The 15,002-nt window shown below is 66.2% G+C and carries 14 protein-coding genes; 6 read left to right on the top strand and 8 right to left on the bottom strand.

Annotation, left to right across the window (positions count from 1 at the left end):
- On the top strand, positions 1 to 1,336 hold a 1,336-nt coding region (locus U5A57_RS27475; RefSeq protein ID WP_321914769.1), incomplete at its 5' end, for an ABC transporter permease.
- 40 nt (positions 1,337 to 1,376) lie between these two features.
- Positions 1,377 to 2,726, top strand: a complete 1,350-nt coding sequence (locus tag U5A57_RS27470; RefSeq protein ID WP_321914778.1) for a nitrate/sulfonate/bicarbonate ABC transporter ATP-binding protein — start codon at positions 1,377 to 1,379, stop codon at positions 2,724 to 2,726.
- An 83-nt stretch (positions 2,727 to 2,809) separates the two neighbouring features.
- On the opposite strand, the gene U5A57_RS27465 is transcribed toward U5A57_RS27470, so the two are convergent.
- From U5A57_RS27465 to U5A57_RS27455, 3 genes are all read right to left on the bottom strand, one after another.
- Positions 2,810 to 3,367, bottom strand: coding sequence for a hypothetical protein (locus U5A57_RS27465; protein WP_321914777.1), 558 nt, complete (start codon positions 3,365 to 3,367; stop codon positions 2,810 to 2,812).
- A 5-nt stretch (positions 3,368 to 3,372) separates the two neighbouring features.
- Positions 3,373 to 3,885 (bottom strand): hypothetical protein, encoded by a 513-nt coding sequence (locus U5A57_RS27460; protein WP_321914768.1) that lies wholly within the window; start codon positions 3,883 to 3,885, stop codon positions 3,373 to 3,375.
- Between the two features lie 351 nt (positions 3,886 to 4,236).
- Entirely contained in the window at positions 4,237 to 5,328 is a 1,092-nt protein-coding gene (locus tag U5A57_RS27455) for a sigma-54 dependent transcriptional regulator (protein WP_321914767.1), read from the bottom strand.
- Positions 5,329 to 5,756: 428 nt separating this feature from the next.
- Between U5A57_RS27455 and U5A57_RS27450 the strand changes: the two genes are divergently transcribed.
- The 4 genes from U5A57_RS27450 to otsA all read left to right on the top strand — a co-directional run bounded on the left by U5A57_RS27450 (position 5,757) and on the right by otsA (position 10,144).
- On the top strand, positions 5,757 to 6,065 hold the full coding sequence (locus U5A57_RS27450) for a hypothetical protein (RefSeq protein WP_321914766.1): 309 nt from the start codon (positions 5,757 to 5,759) through the stop codon (positions 6,063 to 6,065).
- 306 nt (positions 6,066 to 6,371) lie between these two features.
- Positions 6,372 to 7,757 carry a sigma-54 dependent transcriptional regulator gene (locus tag U5A57_RS27445; protein ID WP_321914765.1) on the top strand — a complete coding sequence of 462 codons (1,386 nt, stop codon included), beginning with the start codon at positions 6,372 to 6,374 and terminating at the stop codon, positions 7,755 to 7,757.
- Positions 7,758 to 8,238: 481 nt separating this feature from the next.
- Positions 8,239 to 8,460 (top strand): hypothetical protein, encoded by a 222-nt coding sequence (locus tag U5A57_RS27440; protein WP_321914764.1) that lies wholly within the window; start codon positions 8,239 to 8,241, stop codon positions 8,458 to 8,460.
- Positions 8,461 to 8,683: 223 nt separating this feature from the next.
- Positions 8,684 to 10,144 carry an alpha,alpha-trehalose-phosphate synthase (UDP-forming) gene (gene otsA, locus U5A57_RS27435; protein WP_321914763.1) on the top strand — a complete coding sequence of 487 codons (1,461 nt, stop codon included), beginning with the start codon at positions 8,684 to 8,686 and terminating at the stop codon, positions 10,142 to 10,144.
- A gap of 135 nt (positions 10,145 to 10,279) precedes the next feature.
- Here otsA and U5A57_RS27430 read toward each other — a convergent pair whose 3' ends face one another.
- The 5 genes from U5A57_RS27430 to dcm all read right to left on the bottom strand — a co-directional run bounded on the left by U5A57_RS27430 (position 10,280) and on the right by dcm (position 14,993).
- Entirely contained in the window at positions 10,280 to 10,876 is a 597-nt protein-coding gene (locus tag U5A57_RS27430) for a hypothetical protein (protein WP_321914762.1), read from the bottom strand.
- Positions 10,877 to 10,986: 110 nt separating this feature from the next.
- The gene (locus U5A57_RS27425; RefSeq protein ID WP_321914761.1) at positions 10,987 to 12,393 is read right to left on the bottom strand and encodes an MFS transporter; all 1,407 of its coding nucleotides are present in this window, start codon (positions 12,391 to 12,393) and stop codon (positions 10,987 to 10,989) included.
- Between the two features lie 71 nt (positions 12,394 to 12,464).
- Positions 12,465 to 12,968: a YbhB/YbcL family Raf kinase inhibitor-like protein gene (locus U5A57_RS27420; RefSeq protein WP_321914760.1), complete on the bottom strand. Its 504-nt coding sequence runs from the start codon at positions 12,966 to 12,968 to the stop codon at positions 12,465 to 12,467.
- Between the two features lie 181 nt (positions 12,969 to 13,149).
- The gene (locus U5A57_RS27415) at positions 13,150 to 13,599 is read right to left on the bottom strand and encodes a very short patch repair endonuclease (RefSeq protein WP_321914759.1); all 450 of its coding nucleotides are present in this window, start codon (positions 13,597 to 13,599) and stop codon (positions 13,150 to 13,152) included.
- A 50-nt stretch (positions 13,600 to 13,649) separates the two neighbouring features.
- Complete coding sequence (gene dcm / locus U5A57_RS27410; RefSeq protein WP_321914758.1) at positions 13,650 to 14,993, bottom strand: DNA (cytosine-5-)-methyltransferase; 1,344 nt, start codon at positions 14,991 to 14,993, stop codon at positions 13,650 to 13,652.
- Positions 14,994 to 15,002: the final 9 nt, after the last annotated feature.

Below are 15,002 nucleotides of genomic sequence, written 5' to 3'. Positions count from 1 at the left end.
CGCGATCTTCACGAGCCAGGCCTGGAACATGACGTTCAGTTTCTACCAGTCGCTGCGCACGGTGCCGCGCGATCTCGATGAAGTCTCACGCGGCTTTCACCTGACCGCGTGGCAGCGCTTCTGGAAGCTCGAAGTGCCGTTCTCGATGCCGGGCCTCATCTGGAACATGATGATGTCGATGTCGGGCGGCTGGTTCTTCGTGGTGGCTTCCGAAGCGATCACGGTGGGCAACAACACGATCACGCTGCCGGGCATCGGCGCGTATCTGGCCCAGGCGATCGCGGAAAAGAACCTGCACGCGGTGGGCTGGGTGATCCTCACGATGATCGTCGTGATCCTCGCGTACGACCAGTTCCTGTTCCGCCCGCTGGTGGCGTGGGCCGACAAGTTCCGCATGGAGAACACGAGCTCGGGCGATGCGCCGGAGTCGTGGCTGCTCGACCTCATTCGCCGCACGCACCTCATTCATCAACTGCTCGTGCCGCTCGGCTGGCTCTTCGCCAAGGCCGCGCGCATGCCGATCCAGCTGCCGTCGTTTCCGAACGTGACGTTCGCCGCGCCCGTGGCGCGCGGACGCGGCGGCTTGCGCGCTCGCATTGGCGACGCCGTGTGGGCCGTGCTCGTGATCGCGCTGACCGTGTTCGTGGTGTGGCGCGTGGTGGCATATGTGCGCACGGGCGTGACGCTCGACGACGTGTGGCACGTGGTCGGTCTCGGCTTCATCACGCTCTTTCGCGTGCTGCTGCTGATCGCCATCGCCTCGGTGATCTGGGTGCCGCTCGGCGTGCTGATCGGCTTGCGCCCCGCGCTCGCCGAGAAGGTCCAGCCGCTCGCGCAGTTTCTCGCGGCGTTCCCGGCGAACCTTCTGTTTCCGGTGTTCGTGATCGTGATCGTGCGCTTTCACCTCAATCCTGACATCTGGCTGTCACCGCTCATCGTGCTCGGCACCCAGTGGTATATCCTGTTCAACGTAGTTGCAGGGGCCAGCGCCTATCCCAACGATTACAAGGAAGCCGCGAAGAACTTCCATATCCGCGGATGGCAATGGTGGCGCCAGGCCATGCTCCCGGGCATTTTCCCGTACTACATCACGGGCGCCATCACGGCCTCGGGCGGCGCGTGGAACGCGAGTATCGTCGCGGAGTTCGTGCAGTGGGGCGACACGAAGGTCGTCGCGCACGGCCTTGGCGCCTACATCGCGCAGACGACGGCGGCCGGCGACTACCCGAAGATCATTCTCGGCATTGCCGTGATGTCGCTCTTCGTCACGCTGTTCAACCGCCTCTTGTGGCGCCCGCTGTACACGTATGCCGAGTCCCGTCTGCGGCTCGACTGATCGACGACTGATCGAACAACGAATGATCGAAGGTAACGCGATGCAAAACCCCAAGACGCTGAGCGCCGCGCACGGCGATGTGCAGACGGCTCCGAATCCGCCGCGCCTCGGCGCAGAAATTCTGAACGTGAAGGACGTGTGCCGGGGCTTCAACAAGTCCCAGGGCGAATTGCTCGTGCTCGACGACGCCAACCTTCAGCTGCGCGAGGGCGAGATCGTCGGGCTGCTAGGGCGCTCGGGCTCGGGCAAGTCCACGTTGCTGCGCATTATCGCGGGCCTGATTTCGCCGACCTCCGGCGACGTCACCTGGCGCGGCAAGCCGCTCGAAGGACCGGCCGAAGGCGTGGCGATGGTGTTCCAGACTTTCGCGCTGTTCCCGTGGCTCACCGTGCTGCAGAACGTGGAAGCGGGCCTCGAAGCGCAGGGCGTCGGCGCGCGCGAGCGCCGTGAACGGGCGCTGGCGGCCATCGACCTGATCGGTCTGGACGGCTTTGAAAACGCCTACCCGCGTGAGCTTTCGGGCGGCATGCGTCAGCGCGTGGGTTTCGCGCGCGCGCTCGTGGTCGACCCGATGCTGATGCTCATGGACGAGCCGTTCTCCGCGCTCGACGTGCTGACGGCCGAAACGCTGCGTACCGACCTGCTCGACCTGTGGACGCAAGGCCGCTTGCCGATCAAGTCGGTGCTGATCGTCACGCACAACATCGAGGAAGCGGTGTTCATGTGCGACCGCATTCTGGTGCTGTCGTCGAATCCGGGCCGCGTGGTGGCCGAGATCAAGGTGCCGTTCAAGCATCCGCGCAACCGCCTCGACCCGGTGTTCCGCAAGCTTGTGGACGACATCTACGCGAAGATGACCGCGCGTCAGACCGGCGAAACCACGAAGAAGGGGCTCGAACTCGGCAGCTGGCTGCCGCGCGTGTCGACCAACCTGATGGCCGGTCTGATCGAAACGCTCGCGGCCGCGCCGTACCACGGCCGCGCCGACATGCCGGAAATCGCGCGCTCGCTGCATCTGGAAGTGGACGACCTGTTCCCGATCGCGGAAGTGCTGCAGAACCTCGGTTTCGCCGACGTGCGCGAAGGCGACGTGCTGCTCACGCCACCCGCGCGCGTGTTCGCGGAATTCGGCACGCAGGAGCGCAAGATGATGTTCGCCGAGCATCTGTTGCGGCATGTGCCGCTCGCGGCGCGCATCAAGAAGGTGCTCAACGAACGCCCGGGCCATCGCGCGCCGCGCGTGCGTTTCGAGCAGGAGCTGGAGGACTTTCTCTCCGACGGCGCGGCGGAAGAGACGCTCGACACCGTGATCGACTGGGGCCGCTATGGCGAGATCTTCTCGTACAACGACCAGTCGGAAATCTTCAGTCTCGAAGACGTGGAGTCCTGAGCGCTGCGCAGGTCGCGAGCATAAAAAAACGGTCGCAAGGCGAGTTAGCCCTGCGACCGTTTTTCGTTTGCGGATAAAAACGGCTATTGCAGCGTGCCCCAGCGCTCCACCGCAGGTTCGGCCGTGGCCCACTTCCAGCCCGACTGGTCCTGACACGCGCTCGCGGTGAACCACTGCTCGGGCGAGTCGCCCTTGTCGCCGTCCTGCACCGAGAACACGAAGTCCTTGCAGAGCGTGAGCGCGTTGGAGAACGCGCGCGTCACGCGCACCTGGCCGTGGCCGTTCTCCACGGGCAGCTGGTGCTTGATGCGCCAGAGGTCCATGCCGCCCACGGGCAGGCGGCCGGCGGTTTCGGCGATCAATTCCTGCTGGTCTGCGTGCATGCTCTTCATGAAGCGGCCGACGGCTTCGTCGGTGGCCGCTTGCACGGCGATGCCCACGCCGATGCCCACGGCGGGATTCGCCGTGACGATGCCAGTGGCCGCTGCCGCTGCGGCGCCGCTCGCTGCGCCAATCGACGAGCAGCCGCTCGAGCCGAGTGCGATGCCCGCGCAGAGCGTGGCCAGCGCGATGAGCTTCACGGGGCGAGACGTCGGCGAATCCGTTTCCACGTGGCGTACGCGACGCGCGCGCGCGTTCATGCCGTTCATTGCAGCGCACCCCAGCGGGCGGTGGCGGGTTCGGCCGAGGCCCACTTCCAGTTGTCGCCGTCGCGGCACACCGAAGCGACGAAGAAGGCGCTCGAAGCAGCCTTGTCCTTCGTGGCCTCGTGGTCGACGGAGAAGACGATTTCCTTGCAATCGAGCGCGCCGCTGCTGATCGTGCGGCTCACCGTGACGCGGCCATGCTCGTCGTCCTCGATCGGGAACGAGTGCACGATCGACCAGGGCGCGACCGCGCCGACGTCGAGCGGGCCCGCGGCCTTCGCAATGCTGTTCTGGGTGTTGGTGTGGACGACGCGCTCGGAGTACTGCACGCCGGCCTTCGCCGCGGCCACGGCGCCCAGGCCGATGCCAGTCGCGACGGCGGCGTTGCTCGTTACTTTCGAGGCGACCGCGGCGCCGGCAATGCCTGCGCCCGTTTGCGCCCCTTCGGAGTAGAGCGAACTGCAGGCCGAGCATGCGAGGCTCGCCACCGTGGCGAGCAGCGTGAGCGACATGACGCGTCGCCAGGGGGCGCGGGAAAGCGGGGGCACACCGGCAATCGTTCCCGCGACTGCCGCTGACATGGACGGCGCAACGCGCGCCCGGGCACTTCGTTCTTGCATGATGATTCCCTGCCGCTTGCCGGATAGCGTCACGTTGCGTGCACATCCAGCATGTTTTGCTTACTTAACGTGCTGCGGATTGTGCAACAGGCGATTGTTAACCGGGATAGGTAAAGTGCAAGAAATTGCAAAAGGGCGTGCGCGGCAGACCGATCTTTGATCGGCCTGCCGCTCGGCTTGAGCCTCGGCGCGCAACGATCGTGCCGCGAGAGCGGCGCAACGCGCGAGGCGTGGGAAGGGCAATCAGGCTTCGTTCGTGTCCGGGTCGGCGCCCGCTTCGGCTTCGCCGTCGTCGGCGCCGTAGCTGCCTAGCCGGTTGTAGAGCGTCTTGAGGCTCACGCCGAGCGTGCGTGCCGCGAGACGTTTATCGCCGCCGCAATATTTGAGCGTGCCGAGAATGATCTGCTTTTGCGCATCGGCGAGCGGCGTGCCGATCCATACGCTCATCGCATCGCCCTGGGTGACGGGCTTCTTCACGCGCGGCACCAGTTGGGGGTGCGCGATCTCAACAACCTTTTCCGCAAGGATAAACGCGCGGTACACGGCGTTCTTCAGTTCGCGCACGTTGCCGGGCCACGACCAGTTGCGCACTGTCTCGAGCGCCCGCTTGCTGAAGGTCTTTTGCGTGCCTTCCTGGTCGTTCAGTTCGGTGAGGAAATGCTGCGCGAGCAGTTCGCGGTCGCGCTCGCGTTCGCGCAGCGGCGGGGCGCGCAAGGGAAACACCGCGAGCCGGTACATCAGGTCTTCGCGCAGGCAGTTTTCCTTCACGGCTGTGATTGGGTCGCGGTTGGTGGCGGCGATGATGCGCACGTCGCCGCGAATCGCTTCGTTGCCGCCCACCGGAAAGTACTCGCCGGTTTCGAGCGCGCGCAGCAGCTTCACCTGGTGCAGCAGCGACATTTCGGTGATTTCGTCGAGGAACAGCGTGCCGCCGCGCGCGTGCTCGAAGTGACCGTCGCGCGCTTGCACGGCGCCCGTGAAGCTGCCTTTTTCGTGGCCGAACAGTTCGGCCTCGATCAGTTCGTCGGGAATCGCACCGCAGTTGACCGCGATGAACGGGCCGTCGCGGCGTTCGCTGTTCGCGTGGATCGTGCGGGCGATCAGTTCCTTGCCCGTGCCCGATTCGCCGACGATGAGCGCCGTGGCCTCGGTCACGGCCACGCGTTCGATCTGCGCGTAAAGTTCCAGCATGACCGCCGACGAGCCGTACAGCAGACCGTACGACTGCAGTCCCGCGACGCGCGTGTCGGCGTCCGGTCCGGTGTTTCCTGGGTTTGCGCGGGTTCCACTGGTTCGTTTCGTGGCGGCGGGCGAGCCCGGCTCGATTGACGCCATAGGGATGTTCGTCCTGCAAATGTAGTGCGGGGCGTTCGCTTCTGCGCGCATCTGCATGCTTTTGCGCGCATCGGGAACAGGCCCTGCGATCCGGGGCTGGCCGTCCAGGACAGGTGCGGAACTTGCCGCTCCGACGGCCGCGAGGTTTGCATCTCCGAGATTGGCTCGGGGGTTGCCCGGCTTTTGCTCGGCTTTTGCTCGTTAACGCGTAAACATTTAACCACTGCCGCGCCTGACAGGGCAATGGACCTGCCCAGGCATCCGCGAGCGAGGCGTGGCACGCATCCTGCTGCGGAACTTGCACAAGTGCGCGTCGTCTGCGTTGTAGGGGCGGCGCATTGGCCGCGCCCCCGGCGATGCCGCTTGAGCCAACTCGGAGTCAACTCGCGCGTCTTCCGTCTTTGACGAGGCGTATCTGGGAGAGCGATATGTCGAAGAACCGCAGCGGTTTGGTAGGAACCTTGGTGACCGTCGGCGCGCTGGGCGCCATGGCGGGCATGCTGGCCTGGCGTTTCTCGCAGCGTCACCGCCTGCAACGGCAAACTTTTTATCGCGACTTGAGCCGCTGGGAAGGCGAAGGCGGCTCGCTTGCGGATAGCGTGGGCAACGACGACCAGGCTCCGGAAATGGCGATGGCCGCAGGGGCTCCGGACTCGCCGGAACACGGTATGAAGGGCCGCGTGACCCATGGCGTGAACGGCTCGAACGGTATGCCCTGGCCGTTTCCGCATAGCTAGGCGGGCGGGGCCGGCGCCATGCGAGAGCCGTGCCCGCTTGTCTCGAATGTGTCTATAATGGTCATATCAACAACAATCGAGGTTCGGGCGGCCCACGGCTGACGGTATTGTTGCTCAGTTGTAGCAAAACCGCGAATTTCAGGCTTTTGCCGTCTGGGGCGTACGTCCGACCGTTTCGTACTCCACTGCAGCGCAATCACGTGCGTCGCGACTTCCGCCGCGCCGGGCAACCCTGCCTGGCGCGCTTGCGAAGGGCGCGGCGCTCGCGCTTTGGAGCCACTCACCTACCAGGGCTGACGAGACGCGATGCCACATGTATTGATTGTCGATGACGATGCGCAAACCCGCGAGGCGCTGGCGGCCGTGGTGAGCGAAGATGGGCTCACCACCGCGCAGGCAGGCGACCTGCGCGAGGCGCGCATCCAGCTCGTGCGGCAGACGCCGGACGTGGTCTTCACCGACCTGAAGCTGCCCGACGGCAGTGGCACCGACCTTTTCGAGGATCTCGACCCGCGCTCGGGCGTGGAGTTCGTGATCATCACCGGGCACGCGAGCGTCGAGACGGCGGTCGATGCGCTCAAGTCCGGCGCGATCGACTACCTGGTCAAGCCGATCAATCTCCAGCGCGTGAAGGCGATCCTGAACCGCCTGCCGCGCGCGGGCGACCTCAAGGCCGAAATCGGCACGCTGCGCGGCGAGTTGCGCCGCATGGGGCGCTTTGGCCTGATGCTCGGCAATTCGCCGGCCATGCAGGAGGTCTACGACCAGATCAGCCGTGTGGCGGTCACGCCCGCTTCGGTCATGCTGGTGGGCGAGTCGGGCACCGGCAAGGAAGTGGCCGCGCAGACCATCCACCAGTTGAGCCTGCGCCGCAAGCACGAATTCCTCGCCGTGAACTGCGGGGCGATCTCGCCGAACCTGATCGAGTCCGAAATGTTCGGTCACGAGCGCGGATCGTTCACGGGAGCGGACCGGCAGCACAAGGGCTATTTCGAGCGCGCGAACGGCGGCACGCTGTTCCTCGACGAAATCACCGAAATGCCGATCGAGCTGCAAGTGAAGCTGCTGCGCGTGCTCGAAACCGGCATGTTCATGCGCGTGGGCACGACCAAGGAAATCGAGACCGATGTGCGCCTGATCGCGGCGACCAACCGCGACCCGGAGCAGGCCGTGGCCGAAGGCAAGCTGCGTCTTGACCTGTATCACCGCCTGAATGTGTTTCCGATCAGCCTGCCGCCGCTGCGCGAGCGGGGCAAGGACGTCGAACTGCTCGCCCAGGCGTTCCTCGACGAACTGAACGAGCGCCACGGCACGAAAAAGCAGTTTCCGGCGGCTGTGCGCGACATGCTGGCGGCCTACCCGTGGCCCGGCAACGTGCGCGAGCTGAAGAACTACGTGCAGCGCGCGCACATCATGTCGGGCAACGAAGGCGACTTCACAGCCACGGTACCGTTGCAGATCTCGCTCTCGAAGCCGATTGCGGGCACCGCGGTCACGATTCCGTTCGGCACCTCGCTTGCCGACGCCGATCGCCAACTCATTCTCGCGACGCTCGAGCAGTGCGGCGGCGTGAAGACGCGCGCGGCGGAAATTCTCGGCATCAGCCTGAAGACGCTCTATAACCGTCTTGTGGAGTACGGCAACGAAAGCGCCGGCAAGGGCGATGCGCCGGCGCGCGTAGCGGGCGCCTGAGCAGCGCTCGCGTGTGCGCCCGCGCGGGCGCGCACGCACGGTACGACGCTTGCAGTGTGAGTTTCGCGTCCATCATGAGGAGCGAAAGATGCCGAGCTGCCAATCCAGTGATGCCGTTCGCGTGAAGCCTTGGCTCGCGCATACCCCGCAGCCCGACGAACCGCCGCCGGATCAGCCCGGCGAGCCCGACGTGCCGCCCATCGGCGATCCGCCAACGCAACCGGACGAAGCGCCGCATTCGGTGCATTCGGCACATTCATTCGACTCTTCGGTCTCCTTTCGAATTGATCGCTCGCCTGGCGCGTCGCGCGCAACGCCGGCCGCTGCTCGCTCGGCCTGCCGAGGTCATCGGACGACCCCGATGGCTTTTATGTATTAGTTACAAAAGCCCGACCATTTTTACCGGCGAATTCACGCGGCGAACCCTAGACTATAAAAAAACGCCACCACCGCGTGGCCGCCTGCCGCTGGAGGCATTGACATGAGACATCCTGCCTTGCGCCGCTCCGCACGTTACACGGGCAAGCGTGGCCCGCGCGATTCGCAAGAGAAAAGCAATCCTCCGCCGTCAGTCACGCCGGACCCCGCAGGCCAGAACCGCGCGGCGCCGGGCGTGCCGCCCGATGGCGAGCACAACCAAGGCGGGGCGCGGGCGGAGGGCATCGAGTACCAGCGCGATCTCGGCTCGGAGCAGGACGCCTGATTCGCTTCGAACCGCCGCTCGCCACGCGCTGTTTGCAGGCCGGTTTCCTGGCCTGATGAATCACCGGGGTATTGCGCACTTGCGTGCTTGCCGCGCGGATTTCGCTCGTCTGGTTAGCGGCAAGAAAAGGTTTTTGCTCCAGACCCTGCCGAACCGGCACGCGTCTTGCGTACATACCTGAAGCATCGTCTTCGGACCCAACGAAACAGGAGGTAGAGCCGCAATGGGCAGACTGATCGTGGTATCGAATCGCGTTGCGCCGACCCAGGAGGGCCGTCCCGCAGCGGGCGGGCTCGCAGTCGGCGTGTTGGACGCGCTCAAGGAAACCGGCGGTGTGTGGTTCGGGTGGAGTGGCGAAACGGTCGCCGAGCCGTCCGCACCGGTCATCGAGCAGCAGGGCAGCGTCACCTACGCGACGGTGGGTCTTACCCGGCGTGATTATGACCAGTACTACAAGGGCTTCTCGAACACGACGCTCTGGCCGACGTTCCATTACCGCAACGACCTCGCGCGCTACGAGCGCCAGGAGTACGGCGGCTACCTGCGCGTGAACGTCTCGCTTGCGCGTCAGTTGCAGCCGCTCATCGAGCCCGACGACATCATCTGGGTGCACGACTATCACCTGATTCCATTCGCGCGCTGCCTGCGCGACCTCGGGGTGAAGAACCCGATCGGCTTCTTCCTGCACATTCCGCTGCCGGTGCCTGAAGTCATGCGCTCGGTGCCGCCGCACGAAGAGCTCATGAAGTTCATGTGCCACTACGACGTGGTCGGCTTCCAGACCGACGCCGACCGCCAGGCCTTCCTCGACTACATCGAGCGCGGCGGCCATGGCACGGCGAGCGATGACGGCATGGTGCACGCGTGGGACCGTTTCCTGAAGGTCGGGGCGTACCCGATCGGCATCTATCCGGATGCCATCGCCAAGGCCTCTTCGCAGTTCGCCGACCGCAAGGCCGTGCGCAGCCTGCGAGAAGCCATGCGCGGGCGCAAGCTGATCATGAGCGTGGACCGGCTCGATTATTCCAAGGGGCTCGCCGAGCGCTTCCAGGCGTTCGAGCGCCTGCTGCAGAACGGGCCGGGCTGGCATGGCCGCGTCTCGCTCCTGCAGATTGCGCCGCCGACGCGCTCCGACGTGCAGACCTACCAGACGATCCGCCGCAATCTCGAAGGCGAGGCCGGGCGCATCAACGGGCGTTTCGCGCAGCTCGACTGGACGCCGATCCAGTACCTGAACCGCAAGTACGAGCGCAACCTGCTGATGGCGCTGTTCCGCGAGGCGCAGGTGGGCTATGTGGCGCCGCTGCGCGACGGCATGAATCTCGTGGCGAAGGAGTACGTGGCTTCGCAGAATCCCGACGATCCCGGTGTGCTGGTGCTTTCGCAGTTCGCGGGCGCGGCCGAGCAGATGCCGGGCGCGCTGGTCGTGAATCCGTATGACCTGAATCAGACGGCCGAGGCGCTGGAGCGCGCGCTCTCCATGCCGCACGCCGAGCGCGTGTCGCGCTACAACGACATGATGGCGTCGCTGCGCGAGAACAATCTATCGGTTTGGCGCGATACGTTCCTCGCCGACCTGCGCAGCGTCGCGACGGCGGCTTCGGTCACGGCGAGAGCGCGTAATGCCGCGCCGGCCGGGAAAGCTCCCGCGCCCGAACAGGCGCAGCGCGCAGCGCGCGCGTAGCCACGCCGAGGCGGTGTGCGCGCCGCCTTCGAGTGTCTAACGTTCTCTCGACGCAAACGCAGTCACGCGGCGGCCTTCGCGCCGCCGCGTTTTTTTACGTCCGCCTCACAGGGTCATAGACGAGGCGGCGGGCGCTCAGATCCGCTGGCCGCCTGGCGCCGCGAACGGCATCGGCGCGCGGGTCGGATCGAAGTCGGCCCAGTGGCCGTCGTGCCATTGGCCCGAGGCGCACTCGATATCGACGGCGCCACCTTCGCGCAGCAACTGCGCGGCCAGATCCTGATTCTCGTAGCACACGTGCACGGAGAGCAGGACGCCGTCGATGCGCGTTTCGCGGTGCACCCGCTCATGGTGCGCCGACATCTGCTGCGCGGTGGCTTTCGCGCCCACGCTCGCGCCGATGCGCGCCCCGAGCCAGGCGCCCACGCCGGCGGCGATCACGACCGAGGGCAGCGCAGCCGAGAACGCGCTGAAGAGCACCACGCCCACCACGGCGCCCGCCACCGCGCCCGCAGTGATATTGCGCGTGTGATGCGGCGGCACGCCGACGGCCGTGGGCGGCGCGCCTGCGGCGGAGCGCGTGTCCGGCATGGCATGGCGCGCATGCTGGCCGCGTGGATTGACGAAGAACAGGTTGACGTCTTCTTCGAGGAAGCCGCCCGCGTACAGCTTTTCAGCTGCTGCTTCGGCAGCGGGGAAGGTCGTGAACCGACCGGCGACGATCAGTGACATGGGAAGCCCCCTTTGCCTGGTTCGGCAGGTTGACTCGCCGGGCGCGGCCGCGAATATGGCTCGCCCTAGACCCATGTTAGTGCCTGCGCGCGCGCAGGGTTAGGCCGTGCTTAGCCTGGTGTCTGCGCCGCGGCGCCCGGCATCAGGCGCAGCAGGCTCACCACCGCCGCGACGGCGGCGAAGGCCGTCGCCACGTAGAGTGCGACGGTCGGTCCGTGTTGCGGTGCAATGCCAAAGATGAGCGCGACGAGCGCCGCGCCAAGCGTCTGGCCTGTGAGGCGCGCGGTGCCGAGCATGCCGCTTGCGCCGCCGCTGCGCTCGCGCGGCGCGGAGGAGAGAATCTGCCGGTTATTGGGCGACTGGAACACGCCGAAACCCACGCCGCACAAGGCCATGCGCCAGCAGATGTCGAACACCGTCGGATGCGCGCCGAGCGTGGCGAGCGAGAGCAAGCCCAGCGCGAACAGCGCGAGGCCGATGCCGCCGAGCATGCCCGCCGGATAGCGGTCGGAGAGCGCGCCCGAAAGCGGCGCGGCGCCGATGATGACGAGTGGCCACGGCGTCATGAGAAGGCCTGTGTCGACCTGCGAGAAGCCGAGGGTTTCCTGCAGCATGAACGGCAGCGCGACAAACGCGAGCATTTGCGCGCAGAACGAACAGACCGAGGTGCTGATCGACAGCGCGAACACGGGGTTGGCGAGCAGGTCGACGGGCAAGAGCGGCGCGGGCTGCGTGAGCTGGCGGCGCACGAAGAACCAGCCGATCACGATCGCGAGCGCGAACTCGAGCGCGACGAGGCGATTGCTCTCGCCGTGGCCGAGGCCGTCGACGGCAAAGATCAGGAGACCGAACACGATGGCATTGAGCACGGCGCTCAAATAGTCGTAGGGCGCGGGATGCCGTTCGTTCACGGGCAGTGCGCGCAGACCCAGTGCGAGCGCAGCGATGCCGATCGGCACGTTGATCGCGAAGAGCCAGGGCCATGTCGCGATGGCGAGCACGCCCGAGGCGAGCGTCGGTCCGACCGCCGAGGCGATCGCCACGACCATGGCATTGATGGCGACACCGCGGCCCAGTTGCGCGCGCGGATAGATCATGCGCACGAGCGCGGTGTTCACACTCATGATCCCCGCGCCGCCGAAGCCTTGCACCATGCGCGCGAACGCGAGTTGGGGCAGCGTGGTCGCCAGCGCGCAGCCGAGCGACGCGATGGTGAAAAGCACCATGCCAGCCAGGTACACGCGCTTGTAGCCGATGCGGTCGCCGAGCGAGGCGAGCGGCAAGAGCGAGATTGTCACCGATAGCTGATACGCGTTGACGATCCAGATCGAACTGGCCGCGCTCGCATGAAGGTGGCGCGCGATGGTTGGCAACGCGACATTGGCGATCGCGCCGTCGAGCACGGCGAGTGTGATGCCGAGCGCGACCACGAGGATCGCGTAGTAACGCTGTGGGAAGGGCAGGCCGGTTTCGATGTCGGCGGAGGGCGTGGCGGAGCGTTCGGAAAGCGTGGGCATCGATGGGCAAGGCGGCGCGCGACGGTCGTGCGCCGCCGGCTGGCGGTTGTTTTGTGGTGTTGTCTGTCGGCTTATTTCAGCTCGTAGAGCCCGACGTAGGTGGTCGAGTCGACCTCGTTCAAGTGCGTCATGAAGCGCGCCACCGCGTTGGTCGTTTCCGGCGTGACGGGCAGTTGCGCCGCCTTGAGCGCGTGCACGCGGAAGATGTAGCGATGGGGCTTGTCGCCGCGCGGGGGCGCCGCGCCGCCGAAGCCCACCGTGCCGTAGTCGTTGCGCATCTGCACCGCGCCCTGCGGGAGCAGGCTGCCGTCGGGCTTGCCGGCGTTGCGGGCGAGCGAGCGCACGTCGGGCGCAATGTTTACCACGACCCAGTGCCAGAAGCCGCTGCCTGTTGGCGCGTCCGGATCGTAGACGGTGAGCGCGAAGCTTTGCGTGTCGGCGGGTGGATCGTCCCACTGCAGCGCGGGCGAGACGTTGTCGCCGTCGACACCGAAGGCCCGGTCGTCGAACTCCTGCGCCTTCGGCATGAAACCGTTGCTGGGAAAGTCATCGGACCAAAGTCGGAAATCAGCCATCGGTTGTCTCCTTCACTTCGCGTTGTGGGACGGCGGCGCTTGCGCGCGTGACGCGCCATTTGTGCGCAGCCGATCGATTGAGTTTAGCACTGCAGGCTGTTCAGCCAGGGCCAGCTTTGCAGCGTGACATGCACGGCGCATCGGCGGGATATCGTCGCGCTTGAGATTAGTCGAGCCGCGATCACGAGCGCGCCTCGAACCATGCGGACGACTCGTCTTCGAGCCACGCGGCAAGCCGCTCGACGACCGCCTGCGGATCGTGCTGCGCGCCACGTAACGCGCATTCCCAGATCACCGCCACACGCCAGCCTTGCGCGGCGAGCGCGGCGAGCGCTTTGGCGTCGTTCAGACGGTTGCGTGCGATCTTCTCGCGCCAGAACTCGGGGCGCGTTTGTGGCCACTTGAAAAGCGCGCAGTTGTGGCCGTGCCAGAAGCAGCCGTGGACGAACACCACAGCGCGCCGGCGCGGCAGCACGATGTCGGGCCGGCCCGGCAGGTCGCGCACGTTCAGGCGAAAGCGAAAGCCGCGCCGGTGCAGCAGACTGCGGATCAGCTTTTCGGGCTTCGTGTTGCGCCCGCGTATGCCGGACATCATCCGGCTGCGGGTCGCGGTATCGACGACGTCCACCATCGTCTGTTGCCTCGCTGCGGTGGGCTGCGGTTGGCCGTGGCGCGCGCCGGTCAGCGGCCTCCCGCCGTGGCGCTCGCCGGGGCGGCGCGCGTGGTGCGCGCGGCCTTGTTCGTACGCGTTGTGCGTGCAACGGCGGGAACCGGCAACGCGTGTGCAGGGAGCGCCTCCGGCTGCGCGGCCAGCACCGCATCGAGATGCGGCATCATCGTGCGCGCGACTTCGCGCATCACCGGCATCACCACGCTGTTGCCGAACTGGCGGTACGCCTGGGTGTCGCTCACCGGAATGCGGAAGGTGTCGGGCAAACCCATGAGCCGCGCGCACTCGCGCGGCGTGAGGCGGCGCGGGCGCAATCCTTCGCCTTGATAGACGAGGATTTCCGAGCCGTCCTTGTGATAGCGCGCCGAAAGCGTGCGCGTGACGCTGTCGGGAAATGCGAGGCCGAAGCCGAAGCCGTTGCCGGCCGCGCGGTGCTTCTCGGCGTATTGCTGCAGATAAGCCCAGAGCCCCGGCGTGAGCGTGTACTTCGGCTGCACGCTGCGCGCGCCGTGATCGAAGAAGCGCTCGCCGTCCCAGGGCAGCAGCGGCTCGCCGCCGTCGGTGCGATGCAGGATCGAGGCGAGCCGCGGGCCGTCTTCCGGCAGCGCGAGCGCGTCCCACGAAAACGGCGTTGGCTCGCGAAAACCGACGATGATGATGCGCTCGCGATGCTGCGGCGTGAAATGGCTTCCATCGATCACGCGGTAGTGCACGTCATAGCCGAGTTCGTCGCGCAGCACCTGGAGGATCACGTCGAAGGTACGGCCGCGGTCGTGCGAGACGAGGTTCTTCACGTTCTCGAGCAGAAATGCGGCGGGCCGTTTCTCGGCGATGATGCGCGCGACGTCGAAGAACAGGGTGCCCTGCGTGGTGCAGGCAAAGCCGTGCGGACGGCCAAGCGCGTTCTTCTTGCTCACCCCCGCGATCGAGAACGGCTGGCAGGGAAAGCCCGCGAGCAGGACGTCGTGATCGGGCACGTCGGCGGCGTCCACGGCCGTGATGTCGCCGATGAACGGATGGTCTTCGCCGTAGTTTTCCAGGTAGGTCTTGCGCGAAAACGGATTCCATTCGCTCGTGAAAACGCACTCGCCGCCGTGCGCTTCGAAACCCTTGCGGATGCCGCCGATGCCGGCGAACAGGTCGATGAAGCGAAAGCGCGCCGCACTGCCGCTCGCGTGAGCGCCGCTGTGCAGCAGCTCGCGCAGGGCGGCTTCGAGCATCGCGGGGCAGGGCGTTTCGCCCTTTTCCCAACGTCGCACGGTCTTCACGTCGCGGCCGACGTGTGTGGCGATTTGCTGTTGGGTAAAACGCTTGCGTGCCTGCTGGAGCAGGTCTCTCGGTTCGGCCGTGTGCACGGAGTCCTC

Source organism: Paraburkholderia sp. J11-2 (genome assembly GCF_905220185.1).
Taxonomy (GTDB): domain Bacteria; phylum Pseudomonadota; class Gammaproteobacteria; order Burkholderiales; family Burkholderiaceae; genus Paraburkholderia.
This window is presented reverse-complemented; position numbering and strand designations above follow the sequence as displayed.